This window comes from Terasakiella pusilla DSM 6293 (assembly GCF_000688235.1).
Taxonomy (GTDB): Bacteria; Pseudomonadota; Alphaproteobacteria; order Rhodospirillales; family Terasakiellaceae; genus Terasakiella; species Terasakiella pusilla.
In genome coordinates, this window is sequence record NZ_JHYO01000011.1 from 109,968 (window position 1) to 131,657 (window position 21,690).

A 21,690-nucleotide genomic window follows, 5' to 3' on the forward strand; every position below is an offset into this window, starting at 1 on the left:
GTCAGTCATTCTTTTCTAACATAGAGTAATTACGCCATATGAGCTGCTTCCAGCTTTAAATGTCGCCATATGAGCCTGAGCCGAGCCAGAATCAGGGCTATTTTCTTTATATTTTGGGCAGCGGCTGCCAACAGGCACTGTTCTTTGACTTTTTTTTGAGTCCACGCAGCCGAGCATAGCGATGTCCATGCAGTTGTTTGGCATCGGCAAAACTGCGTTCGACCGTTTCCTTTCTGCGTTTATAAATGGCCTTGCCCCAAGGCGTTAAACGGTTCTGGTCGATTTTGTCTTTGAAATCTTGCCAGACATAACGCGTGAGTACTTTGACATGGTTGGCGCTGCTGGTGCATTGGCTCACAAAGGGGCAGGTTTTGCACTGTTTGCCATCACTTTTATATTCGCGATAACCCAAACGATTGGTGGTACTGTATGTGAGGATCTGTCCACCGGGGCATTTGTAGCCATCAATGCCAGGCAGATACTCATACTGGCGTTTGTAGAAATAGCCCTTGCGGTGCGTATAGGACGGCGATAGCCGATAACAGCTTGGACCTCACGCTCATGTAAACCTTTGCAAATCCCGGCTGTCATATAACCCGCATCCAACCCCACGGCCTTGGGTTCAAAGCCGAACTTTTCACAATGTTCATCCAGTCGTGACAGATATGCAATGCTGTCATGAACGTTGCCCGCTGTGACATGGGTGTCGGTGATAATGGCATGCTTGCCTTCCACGGTGCGATGATCCAGATAGAAGAACCCTTTGGGCTTGCCCTCACGTACCATATAACCGCTGTCTTTGTCGGTTTTGCTGACTTTAGTCTCTTTCATCTCTGGTTTGCGCACCTCCTTCTTTATGGTCTTTTTGCGATAGGCCGCACGATCTTCATCTATGGCCTTGTCCAACGCTTCCAGATAGTCGGCTTGGGATTTGGCGAGCATTTCAATATGCGCATTAATTTTACGCAAAAGATGGTTGGACGGAACCAGACTATCCAGACTGACCATCTCAAGTTCCGTTTGTTGAGGACCGCGTTTTTTTTAGCATTCCCTATTGAATCACAAAGGCCCCGCATAAGCGAGACCTTTGTCAGCAGTCTGTGGGGAGCTTTGCGGCTCCCCTTTTTTTGATCTGTCTTTTTACAAGAAGTTTGATAGTCCTAGGTTTTGGGTTCTTGCAAGAACCTGGTATGAGGCTTGCAAAGCTCGGTCGATGTCGAGCAGTTCTGTCATGGCCTCAAGTTTGTCTATGTCTTCTACTTCCCCGATAGAGGTTTGGAGAAAGTTAATGGTCTGGGTTTCCCGTTGAATGGAGCCCTTGATTTGTTGGCGATTGAAAGCGTTATCAAAGCGCAGTTGTTCGATACTTTCTGTGGTTTCCGCCCCGTAGGGAGGGGCACCGTCTGTTGGAAAGTTGAGCGCTGAATCCATGAGCCAAATTGCTTCGTCTGTACGCTCGGTGTTTTGGTCTAGGCCGCCGGCTGTGCCAAATTCGCCTTGCGCGATGATAGATAAGGCACGGATTGCTTTGTCAAACGCAGGGTTTAATGCATTTGTGTTGACGTCAATGGTGCGGTTTTCATCAATGCGATGTCTGGTTTCCATTAAATCGCCATTGTAGTAATTGGCAAGTTTGATTTCGCCTGCCTGTGCACCACCAGAGGCATTGCCGATTGTTTCATCAACCGTGATGGAGCTCCCATCAGCACTTACAGAACGAACGGTTACTGTCATGGTGTTGTTCCCGGAACCCGAGTTGATCTCGATGGTTGCAGGTACTTGGATGTCACTAAAGGTGCCGGCACCACCTGCGGCAGTGATCGTTGATCCGGCGTAGGTCATCGTATCAGTGATGATTTTGTCTGTATCCGACCCTTTTTTTAAGGTGAAAGTGTCGAGCGATGTTTCGTCTGTTAGGTCTTTACGATTGACGCGGATATATCCGGTTGTTGTATCAACTTCGCTAATCGTCCACGTACCATCGTTGGCCGTTCCGCCTGATATGGTGATGCTTGACCCGGCTTTGAAAGTGCCATAATCCGCCGGGGCGTAACCTGCAAGGTCCAACTCGACATATTGGTTATTACCCGTCCCGCCAAGGGTTGCGGTAATATTATCGGCCACCCCAAATTCAGATATAAGGGCATCGCGGGTTTCAGGAAACTTTGTTGTATCACCATTCCATTTAGACTGGAAATCTGCCAAGTTATCGCCGAGTTTTAGGTCTACAGGTGCAGAAGATGTTCTTGAGCCTGAAAACAGGTAGCGACCTGCAACCGATTCATTCAGAAACCCCTGGATGTCGCGAAGCGCTTGATAAGCGAATTTTTGTACTTGGGCGACTTGTTCGGCATCACGGCGTTCTCCTGCACCATAGTCCGAAAGCATGTCATACATATTTCGAACTGTGTCTTCCACCCCTACAAGGGCAATATCTTGGGATTGCAGGCGTAAGTCGACAACTTCGTTGTTATTGTTGTAGCTTTTCGACTGGTTCAGTAAATGCTCTAATCTGACCAGCCGTTCTGATTGGTCTGGAATACCCGCGTATTGCTGTGTTTTCTTTTCAGTTGCAACGGCGATTTGCGCATCAAACAGGTTGCTTTGTAACTTGAAAAGGTGCGAGTTCAAGAGCTGGTGGTGCGCAAAGTTTGCTAATCTGTTAACCATCTTACTATCTCCTACCTGACGGCACCTTCAAGGGTTTCAAACATTGTCTGGATGACACTGATGATACGCGCCGCAGCGGAATATGCTTGTTCGTACAAGATAAGTTGCGACAACTCTTCATCCAAGTTTACACCCTTCTGGGAGTCATTTCTATGCGAAAGGCTGTTGACCAAGGAAGACTGGATCTCAACATCCAATTTGTTGTTGGCCGCTTGGGATGAACTAAGGGCTATAATAGAGGATGCGTAGTCGTTGAATGTTCCCGATGTCCCGCCAAGGCCACCGGCTCCAGAAAATGTTTGCTGGCTATTGAAAGCAGATGAAAAATCGCTGGCAATCTTATTGTCACCGGCACTGACATAGTATTCCCCGCCGGTGCCAAGCGATTCATCCCAGCGCAAGATCCCCCGTGAAATGTTGCTTGGGGTAGATTCAAGGTCACTGCGTACGCCTAAGGATTGGGCAACGCGCACGTTGGAGACGTCAAATCCGGTATTGCTTTTGAAGTTACCGTTCGCTTGAACAATTTCCATATTGTTCCCGGCTTCATTGGTGATCCGCAAGCGTTTGCCGTCACCTTCTGTTACGACGGTTGCGCGCACCCCAATGTTTTGGTCGTTAATTTGTTTCGCCATATTCTCCAGCGTGCCGGAGATGGGGACCGTACCCAGATTAGTTAGGGTTCCATTGCCGTTGTCGTCATAAAATGTCAGGGCGGAGCCACTTTCTGAATAGTTGGAGGACAAAATACCGGTTTCGTAGATGTTTGTTCCCAGATCCTCGGTATAAAAGTCGTTTAGGCCGAAGAAGTCGGAGAAACCTGCGTGTGTATCGGTCACATTGACCCCGTCACCATAGAAGTTGATGGTGGCGTCTTGCATGTCCGACCCGGCAGCGGAGCCACTTTCATCTCGAAGGGTCAGGTAATTACTTGTATTATCCAGATTAATTTGCAGCTTACCATCCACAAATTGAGCCGTGCCCCCGCCGGCGTTTGTATCAAGCCAGTTGTCAATGGTGGTGGAAACCTGATCCAGTGTCCAGGGTCCGGCCCCATGGTCTGCGGTTAGCAGAGTGTTCAAGGAGGCATTGGCAACCTGGTTTCCGTCCCCATCCATTACGGCAAGGCGGGTGTCACCACTCCCGAAGTCCATACGTTGTGCACTGCTGTCGAGAAAGGCTGTGGTGCCACTCATGGACTGCTGTCCGGGGAAAGCGACGCCACGGTTATGAATCGCGTTCATGACATCGCGCAATGTACCGGCAAGTTCGTCCAATTCTGATTGCAGGCCCTGCAGCACGTCATCGCGCATGTCGATTAAGCCCTTGAGCTTACCGCCTTGAACATCGTTGGTGATATCATTGCTTGTTACCTTTTCCCCGACATAAATCGGCGAGAAGTCGCCTTCTTCATGAGTGGTGACGGGGCTGACACTGGCGCCCAGATTATGGGCAATCCCTACAGATTCTTCGTCAACCAATACCCGCCCACCTTTGGTGAAGACGGACATTTCGCCGTTGCTGCGTTCAAAGTAGGTGATGTCGATGAGTTTTGACAGTTCGTTCAATGCCATATCACGCTTGTCTCGCAGTGCAGATGTGTCATTGTTTGCGACGTCATTTCGAACGATTTTATGGTTCAGGTCGGCAATTTCCGCCAGATGATTGTCAATTTCTTTTACAGTCTGATGAATGGAGTTATCAGCTTGTTTGCGCAAATCCTGAATGGAGTCCGTCATGTCTTGCAGCTGATAGGCGGCATTTTGTGCCCAGCGCACGACCTCGCTCTGTTCCAGCGAGCGTTCCGGTGTGACGGAGAGTTGTTCAAAAGCTGTGCTGAGTTGGGAGATCGTATGCGCGATAGAGCTGTTGTCGCCGGGGCTGCCGAAGACTTCTTGCAGTCGGTTGTAAAATGTCGTCTTAGAGTCAATGGCATAGAGATCGGACATCTCATCCCGTAAATCACGCATGAGTTCTTCGTCGACAGCGCGACCGACGTCGGCGATGCGGACACCCGCGCCGACACCCGCAAGGACGTTGGTTTCAAACTGAACGATTTTACGCGAATAACCGGGGGTGTTCGCGTTGGCCACGTTGTCCGAAATCGTCCCTAATGCAGTTTGGGTGGCGAGTAGACCGCCCGCGGCGACGTTTAAAGCGTGAGTAATTGACATTTTCTATCTCCCTTGTGTTCTACAAGGTTTCTTTAGAGGGTTTCATTAAGTGAAATCGGCGCAGTTGCTTCTGCTTTTACCCCGATATTGGCGTCTTGGGCGTAAGTTCCCGCGTGCGGTGTCATCTTTTTGGCGACATCGGCGAAGCGATAGAGTACACGGCGGTTCATCTCGATATTCATTTTCAGGATACGGGCGTTTTGTGCGACCAGTTCATCCATCTCGTTACCGAGTTTTTTAAGGTTGGTGCGTGCATCTTCATCCACGTCGGCAAGACCGTTTCTTTCGCGTTCCAGCGCACGACAGTGGCGCTCGTAGAGGCGGCTAAGTTTATCTTTTTCGGCAAATGTTTCACCCAGCACTTTGGCGTCTTGCTTGTCGAGTGCGTCATTTTCTTTTTGCAAGATTTCGATCATGCGTTCACAGACGTAAGTCAGTTCGGCTACGCGGTCGTTGATATCCATAATTAGCGTCCTTCTTGTGCGCGCAGTAATTGTTTCTGCACTTCATCTGCTAAACCGATTCCGCCGGATTTAGCTATTGATTTACCATATTCGTTGACCAGCATGGACTGCCATAGCTTTTCGGAATGTCCACCGCTAAACGGTTCTTCAGCCTGAATGCCTTCAAACATCGGTTGCAGCATTTGGCTTAAAAACTGTGCTTCAAACTCAATCGCGGTTTCACGAATTTTTCTTTTTTGCATGGCCGCGGTGTGAGAGGGATCCTGCATCTGTTTTGCCGTCAGGGCAGCAAAGCTGTTCTGGCTATTTTTTAACTTATCGGCAGCCTTAAGGGCTTTGTCGGTTTGTGCCTGCTGATAGGTGGTCTGGCTTTGGGTGATCATGCTCAGGTCAGTCATCTTACATCACCTCGATTTGGGCTTGCAAGGCACCTGCGGATTTGATGGCTTGCAAAATTGTGATTAGATCGCGTGGACCGATGCCCAGCGCGTTGAGGCCGTTGACCAACTCCTGCAGAGAGACACCATCGTCCAGCACAGTCATTTTCTTGTCTTCATTTTCGTCAATTTCTGTTGTGGTGCGATCAACTGTCGTTGTTGTCCCGACTTCCGCAAATGGACCGGGTTGAGAGACTTGCTGGTTTTCGGTGATGCGGATGGTCAGGTTGCCTTGGGCAATCGCCACTGTACTGATGCGCACGTTTTCACCCATGACAATGGTGCCTGTCGTCTCGTCAATCACGACACGGGCCATTTGGTCCGGCTCGACGCGCAATTGTTCGATGTCAGTCAGCAAGTTGACCACGTTGCCCTGATAGCCGTCAGGAATGTCAAGATGGACGGTCCCCGGGTCGGTGGGGCGCGAGGCGCTGGTCCCTAAAAAGGCGTTGATGGCTTGGGAAATCCGGCGCGCGGTTGTGAAGTCCGGGTTACGGAGAGAGATTTTGACGTCATCCATCTCCGCCATTTCGAAGTTCAGCTCACGTTCGATGATCGCGCCATTGGCGATCCGGCCGGATGTCGGCACCCCTTTGGTCACTGTTTCGGCATTCCCTTGTGCGGTAAAGCCACCAACAGCCAATTGACCTTGGGCCACGGCATAAACTTCTCCATCTGCGCCGATCAGCGGCGTTACAAGCAGGGTGCCCCCCATTAAGCTGTCGGCATCGCCGAGAGCACTGACCGTCACATCCATTTCAGAGCCTTGACGGGCGTAGGGTTTAAGGTTGGCGGTGACCATAACGGCGGCTACGTTGTCGCTATCCAGACCTTCTTCAGTTGGTTTGACGCCAAGGCGTTCCAGCATGGAAAGCAAGCTCTGTTTGGTGAAATGTCCGTTGCTGAGGCCATCACCTGTCCCATTGAGACCGACAACAAGGCCGTAACCGACCAGCATGTTGTCGCGCACACCTTCAAATGTCACAATATCTTTGATCCGGGAAGAAGCTTGGACTTCTGTTGCACTTATCAAAAGACCTACAGCCAGCAGCAGAGCGCAAACGGCCTGTGCTGTCTTGTCTTTTGCGCTCATAAGCGCCCGGTTGGTTCTCTTTTTGACGGCAGTCATGGTTTTCTCTTCCTAAAAGCCGTTGTGCGATGGTGGCTTTCTTTGAAGCCGGTTTTCGTTAGCTTCTAATATGCAAAGGTGATGCCAAGTCTGGTATGTTTGATGAGTCTATATAAAACAATATCTTATGAGGTTTTGTACGTTCGACATATAGAGGTGGGGCAGGGCGTTTTTGCCGTTGGGGAAAAATTTGCCGGGTGAAAAACGAAAAGCCGCCCCTTGGTGAAAGGGGCGGCCTAGATGTGTAAAGACGAAGTGCTCGGCTTAGCGTTTCAGGTCGCGGGCAACCTGACTCATCTCGTCGATGGTCTTGAAGGTCGTGGACCCCATGTTGTAGGCTTTTTGAGTCAGAATCATCGAGGTGAATTCATCCGCCATATCCACGTTAGAGATTTCACGCGCATTCGGGACAAACTGGCCGGCCCCTTGCCCGCCCGCTGTGCGGATCACCGGCTCGCTTGTTGTGCCGGATAGCCTAAAGACGTTCCCGTTCACTGGATCAAGGGAGTTGGGGTTAGTAAAGGTAGCCAACGGTAATTTGTAAATTGGACGCGTGGTTGCATCCGCAAAATGTCCGATCATCTCACCTGCTGCGTTAAAGCTGACATGACTCAGACGCGCATTGGAACGACCATTATAATCATAGCTGCCTTCCACCAAAGTGCCGGAGGCATAGTTGGTGATTTTTTGCATATCTAATGTGAAGGTAGGCGCATCGGCTGCCGTACCCGCAATCGTCAGGTTGATGGGGGACTGAATTTTACCGCTTTCGTTAAACACCACTGTCATGATGCCGGGCGTTGTGTCGCCGGAGGCGCTATCGATGGTTAACGGGACGCCATTTTCCAGAATTTCCAGCGAGTATTTATTTTTCTCGGCAGCGGCAACAACTCCATCTTGGGTGAAGCCTGTCTGGGTGATGGGGCCTGCACCTGCGACGGGTTGGCTCATGGCGCTGAGATCAAGGCTAAAGGCATCATCCCAGTCACCTGTCCCCTGTACATTGACAGAAGTTGGGCTGACGATGTCGCCTGTAACCGGATCGAAAGTCACGGTTGTTGAACTGAGAGAGTCCGATCCCTCCAGTACCGACAAAGTCCATTCACCGGGGTTTGCCGATTTGGTCCATTGCAGATTGTAACGCTTTTCGTACCCACGGTTATTGTAGGTCGTGATCTCGTTGGTTTCACTGAAGCCGGCAGCTTCGCCCCCGGGCAGTGCCCAGTTTGGGGCGGCTGTCTGGGTGTTGCTGCCCAAGACAATGTTGGTCCAGCGCAGCTGGTAGGAAACCTGTTCACCTTGCGCATTAAAGGCCTTGATAAAGGTTGACTCCTGATACCCGACAGGCGCGTTGGACGGCACGTTCAAGCCGATCTCTGCCGTTGTTGTCGCTTCCCCGTTGTTGGTGAAGGTTTCGGGGTCGATCCGCATGGCGCCCAGAGAGCCTGCGTCGGTCGGGAAGGTTTCCTGATCGGCATTTACCGGCCAACCTTGAACGTAGTAGCCGTTTTTATCGACCACGTACCCTTCGCGGGTGACATAGGTATTGCCATTGATGGTGGTGGTGATTTGATTGCCCAGGGCCATGCCCAACATACCGTCGCGCCCGTAGAAGGTTTGACCACTGCCGTCCAGTTCAGAGTTTAGGACGAAAAAGCCGTTCCCGTTGATCGCAACGTCAAGGTTGCTATCACTCCCAAGAATTTGGCCTTGTTGGTCAACCAGTTGTCGGGTGATACCGTTTACACCGCCAATATCGCGGTTGTATCCGTATGTTTTTGAGATCATCGAATAGAAAGTGGTTTCACTTCTTTTGTACCCGCCCGTATTCATATTGGCGATGTTGGTACCGATGACCTGCATGGCCTTGCTTTGGGCCATCATCGCGCCGACTGGGGCGGCGAATTGTCCAAGCAAACTCATTTTTTGTCTCACTTCGTTTATATTTACACATCGGGTACAGTGACCCATTGACCTAAACAGCAAAAGCCGTGCCAAACCGGTTTCCTTGTAACTTGGGGCCTTGGGGCGTGGAGATAATCGGCAAGGCACTGAAAATCCTGCCGTCGGGCAAAATCTGCCGGGTAAAAGGAGTGACTATCTTTTCGGGGTTTTTCGCGTATACTGGAAAATGAATTAAGACTGAATGTGCGGAATATAAAAAATGAAAATTTCCAATACGGGTCCGAGTAAAGGTGTCTCGAAAACAGCGAAAAAAGGTGGTACGTCCCAGGCGTCGGGAAGTAACTTCGCATCGCATTTAAGACCAGCCCCCGCAGCGGGATCGCATAGTGAGATCATGGAAACCATGCCGGTTGCGTCCATGGACTCGATTTTGTCTTTACAGGAAGTCGGTGACAGCACTGAGGAAGAAAAACGTCGGGCGCTTTATTTGCGAGGCGAAGATATTCTGGATCGTCTGGCGCAAATTCAAAGCGAAATTTTGAGCGGAGCCATTTCGGTTGAACGCTTACAGAATCTTGCACAGTTGTTGCGTAATCGTCGGGAAACGGTGGAAGACCCACAGCTTGCACAAATTATTGACGAGATAGAATTGCGCGCCGAGGTTGAGATTGCAAAGTGGGGAAGATCCCGAACATCTTGATTTTCCGGGCGTTTAATACGCTTTTACAGTGATTTATGGTTATCCTTTTAAATCAATAATAAAATTACTTGCGCATGTAGACATCAGTCCTTATATTGCGGCGCAATTTAATAGGACTGCCCATGTCATGAAGGAATACAGGGGATGACCGTCACATTGGCGCATGATTATAAACCTTCTGATCAAGAAGAGTTTATGAATGAAAACATGAAAGAGTATTTCCGTCAAAAGCTACTGGCTTGGAAAGATGAACTCATTCGTGAATCCAACGAAACCCTCGAACATCTGCAACATGAAAATAATCAGGCACCGGATCTGGCAGATCGTGCGTCTATGGAAACGGATCGTGCGCTGGAATTGCGGACCCGTGACCGTGCGCGTAAGCTGATCAATAAAATTGATGCCGCGCTGGAGCGTTTGGACGAAGGGACCTATGGTTACTGTGAAGAGACGGATGAACCCATCGGGATCCGTCGCTTGGAAGCTCGACCTATTGCAACGTTGAGCATCGAAGCGCAGGAACGTCACGAACGTTTGGAAAAAACGCACCGCGACGACTAAACCGTCAGCAAGAATTTTCAAAAGCGACAATCTCAGGGTTGTCGCTTTTTTTGTTCCGTGTCATTTTCAATTCGATTGCATCATCGAGGTAAGAAAATGACCCTGAAACCTTATGCCCGCCCCCATGTACAGCGGGAAGATATCGACGCTGTGTGCGAGGTCTTACGTAGCCAGTTTTTAACGACGGGGCCAAAGGTGCCGGAGCTTGAAAGTGTTTTTGCGACTCTTGTAGAGGCGCAAGAAAGCGTGGCGTCCAGTAACGGGACAACGGCTCTGCATTTAGCTTCTCTGGCTCTGGGATTGAAGCCCGGTGATAAGGTGATTGTTCCTGCTTTGACATTTTTAGCGACAGCAAATGCTGTGCGCATGTGCGGAGCTGATGTGGTCTTTTGCGACGTTGATCCAGCAACCGGCATTATGCGGCTAGAAGATGTGAAAAAGGCTCATGCCCGCACGGGGGAGGGGGGGTTGCGATTTATCCCGTTCATATCGGGGGGCATTGCGCAGATATGAAATCCATTTGCGACTATGCCCGTGCTCAAGGATGGAAGATTGTAGAAGATGCATGCCATGCCTTAGGTGGCACCAATCATGGCGCAAAGGTTGGGGCTTGTGCCTACAGTGATATGGCCTGTTTTTCTCTTCATGCGACAAAAAGCTTTACGGCAAGTGAAGGGGGGATGGTGTCTACCAATAACCCGGCTTATGCGGAAAAGATGCGGGTTTTGAGAAGCCATGGGATGACACCTGACCCGGATACCGGTCCGTGGGCTTATCGTATGGATGAGCTTGGATTTAATTATCGCCTGACGGATGTGCAGGCGGTGTTGGCAATTAGTCAATTGTCCCGAATGGAAGATGTGCGCCAGCGCCGTGCCGAAATTGCGTCTCAATATCGTGCGGCTTTGAATGGTTTTTCTCCATATGTGAAGGTTGTTCCTGCCAGTGGGAATGGTGAACCGTTGTTACACCTGTTCCAGCTTGCTATTGATTTTGAAGGTTTGGGCAAGGATCGCGCGACGGTCATGAAGGCGTTGCTACAGCGGCAAGTCGGGACGCAAGTGCATTATATTCCTGTATCTCAGCAACCCTATTATGAGAAACTTTATGGGGTTCAAGAAATGCCGGGGGCGGACAGCTTTTATCAGAATGTGCTGGCGTTGCCCTATTATGTTGGCCTGACTGATGCGGATGTGAGGGCGGTTATTCAGGCGGTGCAGGATATCTGTGGGTGAGTTTGAAGGGCCGAATTTATTTATTTTTATGGATGAAGGCGCGGAGTTTCTGTTCCCAGATTTCCGTAAATTGATCGGTGGCTTCTCGATTAGTGATGGGCGGTATCTTTTGCCGCGTCGCAATCATTTTGAAGAAATCTTTTATGAGCGCCTTGGGGGTTAATCCACTGTTTTTGAGGGTAAGCTCTGTTGTTTCCGCAATTTCAAAGACCGCCCTTAAAAAATGAAACTTGTCATAGACCTCTTGTTTAAGGATAGGGTCGTTTTGCCAGTCCAATCGACTGTAGCATTGGGTCAGGTGTGGACCGGCACCATGGCAGGAAAAGGCGATGCAGCCATGATAGTTTTGCGCTTCCAAATCATCATGGATTGTACAGCGGTTGCAATTGTCCAGATTTTTGCAAGGTTCATTTTGTGGTTTGGTGTAGGGGAACTGGTCTGAGGCTTCATACCCCAACGCGATACAGCAAAAGGCCGCACATTTTGAACAATCATAGCTAAATTTTGACATGACATACGCTTTCTGGAAGACCTCGATTCAGTGATTTTAAATCTACAGTTCTTAACAACCCTTTAAAAAGGGAGAGAATTCTCAAGCAAGACGGGCAAAAAGAAAGAAGGCCGAAGTTGTGAAACTTCGGCCTTGAGTTTACCTGCATCTTAGAGCGATAAGAGGCTAGGGCATTCGGTAAGCTGTGTTAAGTCAGCTTAGAAGGGAGAGAGGATGTCGAGAACCTGCATACCCCAACGTGGTTGCTGAAGTTCGCTGACATTGCCGCGACCACCGTAGGTGACGCGCATCTCTGCAATTTTTGTATGGTCGATGGAGTTGGAAGAGGAAATATCTTCCGGACGCACGATCCCTGTGATGTTGAGTTCACGCAGTTCGTAGTTTACCAGTGTTTCCTGACGACCGTTGATGACTAGGTTTCCGTTGGGCAGAATTTGCGTAATGATGGCGGCAACGGTCAGGCTGATGCTTTCATCACGGGCAATTTTACCTTCGCCTTTGGTGGTGTGGTCTGTATCCAGACTGACAGTGGATGTGTTCAGGACGTTGCTGGAAACGATTTTGCCCAGACCGGCTTCAAAGCCAAACAGGTTGGTGATGTTGCTGTCTTCGCCGTCGTCACGGGTACGCTCTGTTTTATTATTGATGGCGGCGCTGTCTGAAATGGCGACTGTGACGGTCAGGATGTCCCCGATCTCGTTGGCACGATTGTCCTTAAAGAATGCGCGTGCGCCGTTTCTCCACAGGGAGTTCGGGTTCTCCATGTTGGCTTTTGGCGCTGGCATGGGCATGCTGACCGGTTGGTATGCCGGACGATGGGTCGGGTTCACAATCTCGGTTGTTTTCGGGCCGTCACCAACTTGGGACAGGCGGGTAAACAGGTTACAGGCGGATAGGGAGGACATTACAACAAAAATGCCGACGATCCGGAGAATTTGTTTTGACTGTAACATTTTCAATCTCCTAACTACTTTTGCTCTAAGATTAACGACTGGCGGATTTTTTAATTATTGAAAGCCAGCTGTGGGTTGATACCGGTCGGTAGGACCGTTACCGTTGAACTTCCAACAACGATCGCTTCGATTGTGCGACTTGTGTTCGTGTTGGTGATGCGAATGGTTTCTCCATCAGCACCGTTTTGTAGGGCACGTCCACGTGACGTGAGCATCATGCCCGGTTTTTTAAGGATAATCGTAACGAGGCTGCCTTTTTCCACCAAAACAGGGTGCTGAATGTCAGAGGCACGCACGGGACGTTCTGGACGCAAGTGGCGTTTCGGGGCCATGCCGACTAAGTCGTCTATGTTGGTGATGATGTCGCGCTGTGTACGATCAGCCCGCATACGAACCCAACGGATGTCATCTTCCTTGATGACGTCATCTTTGCCGATACGGCGCGACAGGGTCGGGACATCAATCATCTGGATGACTTGGCCGGTGACGCGGACCCGTTGCAACGGGTTTGCGCCTTGTTCACCGACAGCGACAATAGCGGCAAAACGAAGGGAGCGTGCGTTGAACGTAACATCCTCAATTTTTACTTCCGGCATGATTTCGCTCGGCACATGTAACATCAGATTGCGGTTACTCAGTTGGATCTGCGGGTTTTGTGGCAGATCAAACTGATGCAGGGCTGACATCAGGACATCTTCGATTTCATCGCGGTTAATGATGATACTGTCGCGGGTGACGCTGGCGTTCAGGTCAGCGGACAGCGGGCGCCATTGCAAACCATAGGCACGGGCCACACGGTAGAGCCAGCGGGCGTCGAAAGACGCGCGGCGACCGGGTTTTGGGGCGTAAGCAACGGCAGTGTCGGCTTTGTCGGACGGCGCATTGGTGAAGAGATCGCCAAGACGGATATAGGCACCGGACACGACGATGTTTTCGCGCAAGGATACCGGACCGGTAGCGCCGAGGGTCAAGCCTTCTTTTTCTGAAGCCTGCTGTCCTGCAACGGCGGCGGACGCCACCACCAGCAGGGACAAAACAGAAAGAAAATAGATAAAACGTGTCATGGAACCAATCTCCCTTAGCGCATTTGCGACAAGGTGCCCATCATCTCATCGGAGGTGGAGATCACCTTGGAGTTCATTTCGTAGGCGCGTTGTGCAGAAATCAGGTTGGTCATTTCTGACACCGCGTTTACGTTGGATGTTTCCAAAAAGCCTTGCAAGATGCTGCCGTAGCCAACGGTTGCAGGTGCAGCTGTTGCCGCTTGCCCTGATGCTTCTGTTTCAAGGTAATAGTTGGAACCTTCGGCACTTAGACCCGCCGGGTTCGGGAAAGAGGCAAGTTGCAGCTGGCCAACGTTTTGCAGCGCAATCTGGCCATCGATTTTCGCCAGAACTTCGCCACTGGAGTTGACGGTGACATCAACCGCGTTTGCCGGAATGGTGATGCCCGGTTGAACCAGATAGCCATCGTGGGTCACCAGTTCACCGTTACCGTTGAGCTGGAATGTGCCGTCACGGGTGTAAGCGGTTTCGCCGCTTGGCAGATTGATCTGGAAGAAGCCGTTGCCTTGAATGGCAAGATCAAACGTATTGTCGGTGGCGCTCATGTTGCCTTGTTCGTGGATACGGTAAACCGCAGCCAGTTTCACACCCAAACCAAGCTGAACGCCTGTTGGGACAACCGAGCCGTCCTGACCGGATGTGGAGCCTACGCGACGCAGGTTCTGATACAGAAGATCGTGAAATTCGGTACGGCGGCGTTGAAAAGCCGTGGTGTTCATGTTTGCCAGGTTGTTGGAAATGACTTCAACGTTCTGTTGTTGAGCCAGCATCCCTGTAGCACCGATACTTAATGATCTCATAATTTTAACTCCTAACTTATTCGCTCTTTGTTAGCCGTTTGATCGGCGCTTATTGACCTGTGATGAGGGTGTTTGCCTTGCGGATACGCTCATCTTCTTTATCAATCATGCTTTTTGCACGGTTATAGGCGCGGTGTACCTCGATCATGCGAGTCATTTCGATGATGGGTTCCACGTTGGACATTTCCAATTTGCCTTGATGAACATCCGGGTTTTCGACCTGTACGCCCGCGGCATCTGATTTCATCAGGGTGCTGGATACTTTTTCCAGTTCTTGCGGGTTGTCAAATTGGACAATGCCTAACTTGCCGACCGGACCTGCATCCGTATGAATTTCGCCATTGCGGCTGATTTCAAAGCGGGTATCGCCCGGGGTTGTCTGGATTTGATCGCCGTCTTCTGTCAGGACGGGATGACCGTCCGTATTCACCAGCACACCATTGCTGTTGAGCTGAAAGTGACCGTTGCGTGTGTAGCGGTTGCCTTCTGGGGTATCGACGACAAAATAGCCTTCCCCGTGGATGGCAACGTCCAGCGGATTGCCGGTTTCGTCGAATTTACCTTCTGACAGGTCGCGATATTGTGCAACGTCGCGTACAAACATCAGTTTGTCGCCCATGATACGCTCACCACCGTCACTGCGGACCAGATAGTCGTCAAACATCATAGACTCACGCTTGTACGCTTGAGTGTTCATGTTGGCGATGTTGTTTGCCACAGAAGTCATTTCACGGCGCAGGGTTGTCTGTCGGGACAATGCGATGAGTAATGTATTTTCCATTTGGCTATGCCTCTAACTAGTTCGCTCTAGGGTGTGCAGTCATTTCGCTGCGGTTGCCAATCTATATGCAGAAGGTGTGCCAACTTTAAAAAACTTTTATATATAAAGGGTTATGGGTATACGAGAGGAGGGCTGTTGCATTTTTTACCCGGTCAGAATTGAGCGTTCGGCAAGAAATACCGAGTGAACCTTGCCGATCGTCTTGCATGTGAGGGAGAAAAAGAAAATAAACCTTAGAAACCAGTTGTTAACCAGTTGCCTAATATGGTGTAAATAAGGGTAACCGTATAAGATGCGGTTCGACTGAATTCTGACTTTAATGTATGTGAGCAAGAAACATGGCTGATGACGATCTCGACGACGACATGGAAGACGACGACGAGTTTGAAGAAGAAGGTGGTGGCTCTGGTGGCAGTAAAAAGAAAATGCTGCTGTTGGCTATTCCCCTTGTTTTGATCCTCGGCGGTGCGGCTGGCGCGTATTTTACCTGTCTTCTGGACCCGCTTATGGGGTCGGAAGAAACGGTAGAAGGTGAAGAAAATGCGGGCCCTGAGTTGGGGCCGGATGGGGAGCCGCTGCAGGTTGCCTTTACCGATTTGCCGGAAATTCTGGTGAACCTGAACACAACGGGACGTAAATCCAGCTTCCTGAAAATCCGCGTGAGTCTGGAACTTGCCAATTCTTTAGATGTGCCTCAGGTGGAAGCTGTACAGGACCGTGTGGTCGATGCATTTCAAGTGTACCTGCGTGAATTACGCGTGGAGGACTTGAAGGGGTCGGCGGGGATGTATCGTTTGCGTGAAGAGCTGCTGGCGCGCGTGAATGACGCGGTGGCCCCTGTTAAGGTTAACGATGTGTTATTTAAGGAGATGCTGGTACAATAACAGTACCCGTATCTAAAGACGATGATGGAACGACGTAAAGGACAGGGTGCATGACTGTCGCCGATGATGATGGTGAAGATCTCGCTGCTGAATGGGAAGCTGCCCTAGGCGATGACGAAGACGGCGGTGCCGACGACGATCTCGCAGCAGAATGGGAGTCCATGGTAGGGGACGACGATGGCGGCCCCAGTACAGACTTGCTGGGTGCTGTTGGCGGACGTGAGTCCACGCGTGTTCTAAACCAGGATGAGATCGATAGCCTTCTGGGTTTCGATGAAGATCATGACGACGATACGGGGCAAAGCGGTATTCAGGCGATCCTGAACTCGGCGCTGGTGTCCTACGAACGTTTGCCTATGTTGGAGGTGGTCTTTGACCGCCTTGTCCGTATGATGTCCACCTCTATGCGTAACTTTACGTCCGATAACGTAGAAGTTTCGCTGGATAACATTGTATCTATCCGTTTCGGTGACTATCTAAACTCTATTCCGCTGCCGGCGATGCTGGGCGTGTTCAAAGCGGAAGAATGGGATAACTATGGTTTGCTGACCATCGACAGTTCCATGATCTATTCTATCGTGGACGTGTTGCTGGGGGGGCGTCGCGGGACGGCTGCGATGCGCATTGAGGGACGACCCTACACCACGATTGAACGCAATCTGGTGGAACGTATGGTGCATGTGGTCCTGAATGATTTGTCTGCCGCCTTTGATCCGCTGTCGCCGGTAACGTTCCGGTTTGATCGTCTGGAGACCAACCCGCGTTTTGCGACCATTTCACGCCCTAGTAACGCCGCGATTGTGGCGAAGCTGCGGATTGATATGGAAGATCGCGGGGGGCGCGTGGAAATGCTGTTGCCCTATGCGACGCTGGAACCGGTTCGGGAACTCCTCCTGCAAATGTTTATGGGGGAGAAATTCGGTCGAGACAGTATCTGGGAAACTCACTTGGCGCGCGAATTGTGGCAAACCGATGTGGATCTGGAAGCCGTGCTGGATGAACAGTATATGGAGCTGACGGATATTTTGAACCTGAAAATTGGTTCGCAGATTATGTTTAATGCAACGCCGGATTCAGATATTGAAATTCGTTGTGGCGGTGTATCCATGTATACTGGTAAAATGGGCCGTAAGGGTCAGAATATCGCCGTTCGTATCGACGACGAGATTACCAAGCAGAAAGGATAGAGACCTTGCCGTTTGCTTTAATCTTAGACATGCTCATTGCAATCTTGTTGATTGCAACGATTGCTTATGCAGTGATGCTCAATCGTCGCTTGACGGACTTGCGCAAAGATCAATCCGAACTGGAAAAGCTGGCGCAAAGCTTTAACGATGCGACCATTCGTGCGGAAGAAAGTATTCACAAGCTCACCGGGTCTGCGGACGACATGAAGCGTGATGTGCAAGATACGCTGAGAAAGGCCGAAGCCCTGCGAGACGATCTTAATTTTCTGATCGAACGCGCGGGCGCATCTGCCGACAAGCTGGAAGAGCGTGTGCGCAATAATCGCCCAGAGCCGCAAGCTCCGGCCTTTTCCGGTAAAAAAGTCAAGGATACGGTTGTCCCGCCGGAACCAAAGGCAACACCTGCCGCCAAGCCGAAGCCGGAACCGAGTTTTCTGGACGATGATGACGACTATAAACCCAAGACGGATGCGGAACGGGAGCTGTTGAAAGCTCTTGAATCCGTTCGCTAAGTCGAAGGAGACACCCCATGTTGGCCACTTTAGCAAATTTACGTGTTCTGCCGGTGACGATCTTTGTCGCCTTCTTTCTGCTGACCGTAAAAGTTGGCACAATCTGGGAAGGTGTGGGCGATTGGATGGACGGTGTTTCTGTCTCCAAGGCGGGCGCTGAAGCCGAAGAAGGCGGCTTGCGTCCCAAGTCTGCGCGCGAAATTCTGGAAAAACGCCACCCGTCCCCGCCTAAGGTGCTGGAACTTGCCCAAGCCAATACCGACGCGTTGAGCGACGAGGAAAAAGCGGCGATTGCCGAAGAAGAAGCCGCTATTCAGGCTGAAGAGAAGAACGCCAAGCCCGACTCGTCTTTCATTGATGATCCGACCTTCTACACCCAAGCTGAAGTTGACCTGTTGCAGAAACTGGCAGAACGTCGCGAAGAGATCGAGGCGCAGGCACGCGAGCTTGATGTGCGCGAAAACCTGTTGAAAGCCGCAGAAGCGCGGATTGATAAAAAGGTTCAGAGTCTCAAAGCCTTGCAGCTGACGATTGAAGAAAGCATGGTTAAATATGATGAGGAGCAGGAAAATAAACTGCAGAACCTCGTTAAGATTTACGAGAATATGAAGCCCAAGGATGCGGGTCGAATCTTTGAAGAGCTGGAGATGGATGTTCTGTTGCAAGTGGCTGAAAAGATGAATAATCGCCGTCTTGCACCGATTTTAGCAAAAATGGCGCCGCAAAAAGCACGGGATGTGACCGAAGAATTGTTCCGTTTACGTAGTTTACCTAAGCCGGGAGAGCTGGCCGTCGGGCAATAATGCCAGAAACTGCGTAAAAAGCTTAAAAAAATGCACTAAGGCGTTGCTTTCCCTTTTAAAAGGGTTGCGTCCTGAGTTATGGTAAAGTACTAAATTTATACAAGCTTTTTAAAAACCGTTTCTTTTGAGAAGCACATGCCGATTATATTATTTCTTCTGGGAGTGGAGTGCTAGATGGCTGTCGATCCTAATATGCCGATCCTGATCGTGGATGACTATAAAACAATGTTGCGTATTATCCGCAACCTTCTGCGCCAATTGGGTTTCACCAATATCGATGAAGCAACAGATGGTAGCCAGGCTTTGCAGAAACTGCGTCAGGCAAACTTTGATCTAATCATTTCTGATTGGAACATGGAGCCGATGACAGGTCTTCAATTGCTGCGCGAAGTACGTGCAGATGCTAAGCTGAAGCATATTCCGTTCATCATGGTGACTGCGGAAAGCAAGTCCGAAAACGTTATCGCTGCGAAAGAGGCAGGTGTATCTAACTACATCGTTAAGCCGTTCAATGCGGAGACGCTTAAAGGCAAAATGGTTAGTGTTATCGGCGATTTCTAAGAATTTGCCGATAACTGACTAGCAAAGAAATCGGGGAGCTTTCATGTCAGTGAATACAAAGGTTGATCCAGAGTTGAAGTCACGTCTGGACGAATTACGCGAGACCTACGGGGATAACGTTAAAGTGGAAGATGTCGCAGACGTCGTAGACAGTCTGATGACAACCATGAAAGGCGACGTTACCTCTGCTGATATGGAGCTCTATTCCGAACTGGAATCGTTGGCGGCTTACATTCATTCTGCAAAATCTGAGATTGCACAGCTTCGCCCGGATGATGTGAAAGACAAATATCTGTCTTCTGCCAGTGATGAACTTGATGCCATCGTCGAAGCCACAGCCGATGCGACCAACAGTATTATGGACGCAACAGAAATGGTGGAAGAGGTGATGGGTCAAGTGGAACCGGACGTCAGTGAAAAGCTGATGGACGCAACTACCAAAATTTACGAAGCCTGTACGTTTCAGGACATTACGGGCCAGCGGATCACCAAGGTCGTGAATGCCTTGCATCACATCGAAGATAAGATTGATGCGTTGGTGGAAGCCTTCGGTTCTGAAATTGAAAAATTCAAGGCGGAAAACCCCGAGCCCGAAGATGACGGGCCGAAGGTCATTACAGATGAAGACCTTCTGGAAGGGCCGCAGCTTGAAGGGCAGGGTAAATCTCAGGAAGATATTGACGCTCTGCTCGCCAGCTTCGATTAATCATAACCCAACGAGATGGACCGGATGCAGGTAAACTTTGGGGGAGAAAACAAATCCAAAGGTGACTCGGGTCGGGTCATAACGCTCTTCCTGTCTCTATACCTCGTTGTTCTGGCCTTTTTTATCTTGTTGGTCAGTATTTCCTCTACAGAAGAAGTGAAATCAAAAGCGTTGATGGAAAGCTTAACCTCAACGTTTTCTTCTGTGCTGCCTCCCCGTATGGATTTACAAGCTTTTAATGCAACAACCGGTGAGTTTTTGGCGGCTGATGAATTTCAGCGTCAAGTGACTGGTTTGTTCTCTACGGTTGTTGGTGTTGTGAAAGTCGAAGCGATCCAGCCCGGTCGTTTAATGCGGGTGGAAGTCGCTGGCAATAACCTGTTTGAGCAGGACCAAGCGGTGGTCCGGGAAGGCCAATACCCGTTTATGGACCGTCTGGTTTCCGCACTTAGTGCCAATCCGCCGGGGTTGCGGTTTGAAATGGAATTTGTCATCTCCTCCCCGTGGTCCGATGAAATGACGCTGTCGGCGGAGCAAACTTTGCCTGTGCGCCGCGCCGGTGCGTTCGCACGCGAGTTGTTGACGCGGGGGGCGCCTCCGGGATCGGTTTCTATCGGGTTGAAGGGCGGCGACAGCGATACCATTGAAATTTGGTTCCATATCCGCGCAACAGACGAAAATCGCATCAAGTTTGAAGAGTCTCCCCTTATCCGCGGGGATATTCAGGCCCCCGTTGTCGAGGCACCGGTCCGCGCTGCGCCCGTGACGTTGCAGCCGATTGTGCGCACGCCTGCGCAGGTGATCCAGACCTTGCCGCAGATGCTGGATTTGCCCGCGCCAACCGAAGAAACGACCGTATCGGATGGGCCCGCGCCGCTGTCTTTGCGCCCGCAGCCTAACGCAGGGGAGGCGCTGCCATGATAAATTCGGGGCGGCAGTTGGGGACAAGTCGTTTTAAACCCAAAGAGGAAGAGGGTAAAAAAGGCGCATGGATGCTGACCTTCACCGATTTGGTGTCGTTGATGCTGACGTTCTTTGTCATGCTGTTTTCCATGTCTACCGTGCAAATTGATAAATGGGATGCGATTACGGACTCTCTCTCCACCACATTAAACCCCAATAAGGTTGAGGCGGTGGCGACGGCGACGGCGGACTTTAATATCTCCACCGTTTTTCGTCAGCGCGCAATCAATCTGGAATATTTGCAAGCCGTCTTGGAAGAAAAAGTTGAAAAGGACGAGGTCTTGGGTCGGTCCATGATCCAGTTGCTAGATGATCGGTTGCTGATCTCCTTGCCCGGGGATCTATTATTTACCCGTGGCAGTAAAACATTGAGCACACGGGCAACTGACTCCATGTTAAAAATTGGTGATGTTTTACGACATGTTAGTAATCAGGTTGTTATAACTGGACATACCGACCCTCAACCGGCGACAGGTTCTGATTACGCATCAAATTGGGAATTATCGCTTTTTCGGGCGATTGCGGTTGGGAATGCTTTAAGAAAGTCTGGCTTCTCGCAAGAATTCTTGGCATATGGTTATGGGGATAGCGGTTATGATCAATTACCTGCTATACCCGAAGAGAAGAAACAAGCTTTGGCGCGCCGTGTGGATATTATGGTTTTACAAACCGGTGTGTTGAAATGATAAG

The 21,690-nt window shown here is 50.3% G+C and carries 23 protein-coding genes and 1 pseudogene; 12 read left to right on the plus strand and 12 right to left on the minus strand.

Annotation, left to right across the window (positions count from 1 at the left end; translation table 11 throughout):
* Nucleotides 1-29 precede the first annotated feature (29 nt).
* The 7 genes and pseudogenes from Q397_RS25390 to Q397_RS0109325 all read right to left on the minus strand — a co-directional run.
* Nucleotides 30-981 (minus strand): annotated as a pseudogene (locus Q397_RS25390) (IS1182 family transposase); the annotation flags it as partial.
* Between the two features lie 159 nt (nt 982-1,140).
* Nucleotides 1,141-2,670, minus strand: a complete 1,530-nt coding sequence (locus Q397_RS0109300; protein ID WP_028879193.1) for a flagellin — start codon at nt 2,668-2,670, stop codon at nt 1,141-1,143.
* Between the two features lie 11 nt (nt 2,671-2,681).
* Nucleotides 2,682-4,844 (minus strand): flagellar hook-associated protein FlgK, encoded by a 2,163-nt coding sequence (gene flgK, locus Q397_RS0109305; RefSeq protein WP_028879194.1) that lies wholly within the window; start codon nt 4,842-4,844, stop codon nt 2,682-2,684.
* 32 nt (nt 4,845-4,876) lie between these two features.
* Entirely contained in the window at nt 4,877-5,308 is a 432-nt protein-coding gene (locus tag Q397_RS0109310) for a flagellar protein FlgN (protein ID WP_028879195.1), read from the minus strand.
* Nucleotides 5,309-5,310: 2 nt separating this feature from the next.
* Nucleotides 5,311-5,706, minus strand: a complete 396-nt coding sequence (locus Q397_RS0109315; protein ID WP_240475048.1) for a rod-binding protein — start codon at nt 5,704-5,706, stop codon at nt 5,311-5,313.
* Nucleotide 5,707: 1 nt separating this feature from the next.
* The gene (locus Q397_RS0109320; RefSeq protein ID WP_028879197.1) at nt 5,708-6,874 is read right to left on the minus strand and encodes a flagellar basal body P-ring protein FlgI; all 1,167 of its coding nucleotides are present in this window, start codon (nt 6,872-6,874) and stop codon (nt 5,708-5,710) included.
* A gap of 264 nt (nt 6,875-7,138) precedes the next feature.
* Nucleotides 7,139-8,797 carry a flagellar hook-basal body complex protein gene (locus Q397_RS0109325; protein WP_028879198.1) on the minus strand — a complete coding sequence of 553 codons (1,659 nt, stop codon included), beginning with the start codon at nt 8,795-8,797 and terminating at the stop codon, nt 7,139-7,141.
* Nucleotides 8,798-9,038: 241 nt separating this feature from the next.
* Here Q397_RS0109325 and Q397_RS0109330 point away from each other — a divergent pair, with 241 nt between their 5' ends.
* From Q397_RS0109330 to Q397_RS25500, 4 genes are all read left to right on the plus strand, one after another.
* Nucleotides 9,039-9,479 carry a flagellar assembly protein FliX gene (locus tag Q397_RS0109330; RefSeq protein ID WP_028879199.1) on the plus strand — a complete coding sequence of 147 codons (441 nt, stop codon included), beginning with the start codon at nt 9,039-9,041 and terminating at the stop codon, nt 9,477-9,479.
* Nucleotides 9,480-9,623: 144 nt separating this feature from the next.
* Nucleotides 9,624-10,040 (plus strand): RNA polymerase-binding protein DksA, encoded by a 417-nt coding sequence (gene dksA / locus Q397_RS0109335; RefSeq protein ID WP_028879200.1) that lies wholly within the window; start codon nt 9,624-9,626, stop codon nt 10,038-10,040.
* Between the two features lie 96 nt (nt 10,041-10,136).
* The gene (locus Q397_RS25495) at nt 10,137-10,553 is read left to right on the plus strand and encodes an aminotransferase class I/II-fold pyridoxal phosphate-dependent enzyme (protein WP_051609878.1); all 417 of its coding nucleotides are present in this window, start codon (nt 10,137-10,139) and stop codon (nt 10,551-10,553) included.
* Nucleotides 10,550-11,275 (plus strand): DegT/DnrJ/EryC1/StrS family aminotransferase, encoded by a 726-nt coding sequence (locus tag Q397_RS25500; protein ID WP_051609879.1) that lies wholly within the window; start codon nt 10,550-10,552, stop codon nt 11,273-11,275. The genes Q397_RS25495 and Q397_RS25500 overlap by 4 nt, the downstream gene beginning before the upstream one ends.
* A gap of 16 nt (nt 11,276-11,291) precedes the next feature.
* On the opposite strand, the gene Q397_RS21830 is transcribed toward Q397_RS25500, so the two are convergent.
* The 5 genes from Q397_RS21830 to flgF all read right to left on the minus strand — a co-directional run bounded on the left by Q397_RS21830 (nt 11,292) and on the right by flgF (nt 15,384).
* Entirely contained in the window at nt 11,292-11,786 is a 495-nt protein-coding gene (locus Q397_RS21830; protein WP_051609880.1) for a hypothetical protein, read from the minus strand.
* Nucleotides 11,787-11,983: 197 nt separating this feature from the next.
* Nucleotides 11,984-12,739 carry a flagellar basal body L-ring protein FlgH gene (gene flgH, locus Q397_RS0109350; RefSeq protein ID WP_028879201.1) on the minus strand — a complete coding sequence of 252 codons (756 nt, stop codon included), beginning with the start codon at nt 12,737-12,739 and terminating at the stop codon, nt 11,984-11,986.
* Between the two features lie 50 nt (nt 12,740-12,789).
* Nucleotides 12,790-13,803 carry a flagellar basal body P-ring formation chaperone FlgA gene (gene flgA, locus Q397_RS21835; RefSeq protein WP_051609881.1) on the minus strand — a complete coding sequence of 338 codons (1,014 nt, stop codon included), beginning with the start codon at nt 13,801-13,803 and terminating at the stop codon, nt 12,790-12,792.
* 14 nt (nt 13,804-13,817) lie between these two features.
* Complete coding sequence (flgG, locus tag Q397_RS0109360; protein WP_028879202.1) at nt 13,818-14,603, minus strand: flagellar basal-body rod protein FlgG; 786 nt, start codon at nt 14,601-14,603, stop codon at nt 13,818-13,820.
* Nucleotides 14,604-14,652: 49 nt separating this feature from the next.
* Nucleotides 14,653-15,384: a flagellar basal-body rod protein FlgF gene (gene flgF, locus Q397_RS0109365; RefSeq protein WP_028879203.1), complete on the minus strand. Its 732-nt coding sequence runs from the start codon at nt 15,382-15,384 to the stop codon at nt 14,653-14,655.
* Between the two features lie 338 nt (nt 15,385-15,722).
* Here flgF and Q397_RS0109370 point away from each other — a divergent pair, with 338 nt between their 5' ends.
* The 8 genes from Q397_RS0109370 to Q397_RS0109405 all read left to right on the plus strand — a co-directional run bounded on the left by Q397_RS0109370 (nt 15,723) and on the right by Q397_RS0109405 (nt 21,686).
* On the plus strand, nt 15,723-16,268 hold the full coding sequence (locus Q397_RS0109370) for a flagellar basal body-associated FliL family protein (RefSeq protein WP_028879204.1): 546 nt from the start codon (nt 15,723-15,725) through the stop codon (nt 16,266-16,268).
* A gap of 50 nt (nt 16,269-16,318) precedes the next feature.
* Complete coding sequence (gene fliM, locus Q397_RS0109375; RefSeq protein ID WP_028879205.1) at nt 16,319-17,455, plus strand: flagellar motor switch protein FliM; 1,137 nt, start codon at nt 16,319-16,321, stop codon at nt 17,453-17,455.
* Nucleotides 17,456-17,460: 5 nt separating this feature from the next.
* Nucleotides 17,461-17,967 carry a DUF6468 domain-containing protein gene (locus tag Q397_RS0109380; protein ID WP_156950667.1) on the plus strand — a complete coding sequence of 169 codons (507 nt, stop codon included), beginning with the start codon at nt 17,461-17,463 and terminating at the stop codon, nt 17,965-17,967.
* Between the two features lie 17 nt (nt 17,968-17,984).
* On the plus strand, nt 17,985-18,770 hold the full coding sequence (locus Q397_RS21840) for a MotE family protein (protein ID WP_051609882.1): 786 nt from the start codon (nt 17,985-17,987) through the stop codon (nt 18,768-18,770).
* Nucleotides 18,771-18,944: 174 nt separating this feature from the next.
* The gene (locus tag Q397_RS0109390) at nt 18,945-19,331 is read left to right on the plus strand and encodes a chemotaxis response regulator CheY (RefSeq protein WP_028879207.1); all 387 of its coding nucleotides are present in this window, start codon (nt 18,945-18,947) and stop codon (nt 19,329-19,331) included.
* 43 nt (nt 19,332-19,374) lie between these two features.
* Nucleotides 19,375-20,037 carry a protein phosphatase CheZ gene (locus Q397_RS0109395; protein WP_028879208.1) on the plus strand — a complete coding sequence of 221 codons (663 nt, stop codon included), beginning with the start codon at nt 19,375-19,377 and terminating at the stop codon, nt 20,035-20,037.
* A gap of 24 nt (nt 20,038-20,061) precedes the next feature.
* Nucleotides 20,062-20,958: a flagellar motor protein MotB gene (locus Q397_RS24070; RefSeq protein ID WP_051609883.1), complete on the plus strand. Its 897-nt coding sequence runs from the start codon at nt 20,062-20,064 to the stop codon at nt 20,956-20,958.
* Nucleotides 20,955-21,686: an OmpA/MotB family protein gene (locus Q397_RS0109405; protein WP_051609884.1), complete on the plus strand. Its 732-nt coding sequence runs from the start codon at nt 20,955-20,957 to the stop codon at nt 21,684-21,686. The genes Q397_RS24070 and Q397_RS0109405 overlap by 4 nt, the downstream gene beginning before the upstream one ends.
* Nucleotides 21,687-21,690: the final 4 nt, after the last annotated feature.

Bases quoted from the DNA above. Each gene is read 5' to 3' on its own strand.
- Q397_RS0109300 (WP_028879193.1), bottom strand. From the start codon at position 2,670: ATGGTTAACAGATTAGCAAACTTTGCGCACCACCAGCTCTTGAACTCG.
- flgK (WP_028879194.1), bottom strand. From the start codon at position 4,844: ATGTCAATTACTCACGCTTTAAACGTCGCCGCGGGCGGTCTACTCGCC.
- Q397_RS0109310 (WP_028879195.1), bottom strand. From the start codon at position 5,308: ATGGATATCAACGACCGCGTAGCCGAACTGACTTACGTCTGTGAACGC.
- Q397_RS0109315 (WP_240475048.1), bottom strand. From the start codon at position 5,706: ATGACTGACCTGAGCATGATCACCCAAAGCCAGACCACCTATCAGCAG.
- Q397_RS0109320 (WP_028879197.1), bottom strand. From the start codon at position 6,874: ATGACTGCCGTCAAAAAGAGAACCAACCGGGCGCTTATGAGCGCAAAA.
- Q397_RS0109325 (WP_028879198.1), bottom strand. From the start codon at position 8,797: ATGAGTTTGCTTGGACAATTCGCCGCCCCAGTCGGCGCGATGATGGCC.
- Q397_RS0109330 (WP_028879199.1), top strand. From the start codon at position 9,039: ATGAAAATTTCCAATACGGGTCCGAGTAAAGGTGTCTCGAAAACAGCG.
- dksA (WP_028879200.1), top strand. From the start codon at position 9,624: ATGACCGTCACATTGGCGCATGATTATAAACCTTCTGATCAAGAAGAG.
- Q397_RS25495 (WP_051609878.1), top strand. From the start codon at position 10,137: ATGACCCTGAAACCTTATGCCCGCCCCCATGTACAGCGGGAAGATATC.
- Q397_RS25500 (WP_051609879.1), top strand. From the start codon at position 10,550: ATGAAATCCATTTGCGACTATGCCCGTGCTCAAGGATGGAAGATTGTA.
- Q397_RS21830 (WP_051609880.1), bottom strand. From the start codon at position 11,786: ATGTCAAAATTTAGCTATGATTGTTCAAAATGTGCGGCCTTTTGCTGT.
- flgH (WP_028879201.1), bottom strand. From the start codon at position 12,739: ATGTTACAGTCAAAACAAATTCTCCGGATCGTCGGCATTTTTGTTGTA.
- flgA (WP_051609881.1), bottom strand. From the start codon at position 13,803: ATGACACGTTTTATCTATTTTCTTTCTGTTTTGTCCCTGCTGGTGGTG.
- flgG (WP_028879202.1), bottom strand. From the start codon at position 14,603: ATGAGATCATTAAGTATCGGTGCTACAGGGATGCTGGCTCAACAACAG.
- flgF (WP_028879203.1), bottom strand. From the start codon at position 15,384: ATGGAAAATACATTACTCATCGCATTGTCCCGACAGACAACCCTGCGC.
- Q397_RS0109370 (WP_028879204.1), top strand. From the start codon at position 15,723: ATGGCTGATGACGATCTCGACGACGACATGGAAGACGACGACGAGTTT.
- fliM (WP_028879205.1), top strand. From the start codon at position 16,319: ATGACTGTCGCCGATGATGATGGTGAAGATCTCGCTGCTGAATGGGAA.
- Q397_RS21840 (WP_051609882.1), top strand. From the start codon at position 17,985: ATGTTGGCCACTTTAGCAAATTTACGTGTTCTGCCGGTGACGATCTTT.
- Q397_RS0109390 (WP_028879207.1), top strand. From the start codon at position 18,945: ATGGCTGTCGATCCTAATATGCCGATCCTGATCGTGGATGACTATAAA.
- Q397_RS0109395 (WP_028879208.1), top strand. From the start codon at position 19,375: ATGTCAGTGAATACAAAGGTTGATCCAGAGTTGAAGTCACGTCTGGAC.
- Q397_RS24070 (WP_051609883.1), top strand. From the start codon at position 20,062: ATGCAGGTAAACTTTGGGGGAGAAAACAAATCCAAAGGTGACTCGGGT.
- Q397_RS0109405 (WP_051609884.1), top strand. From the start codon at position 20,955: ATGATAAATTCGGGGCGGCAGTTGGGGACAAGTCGTTTTAAACCCAAA.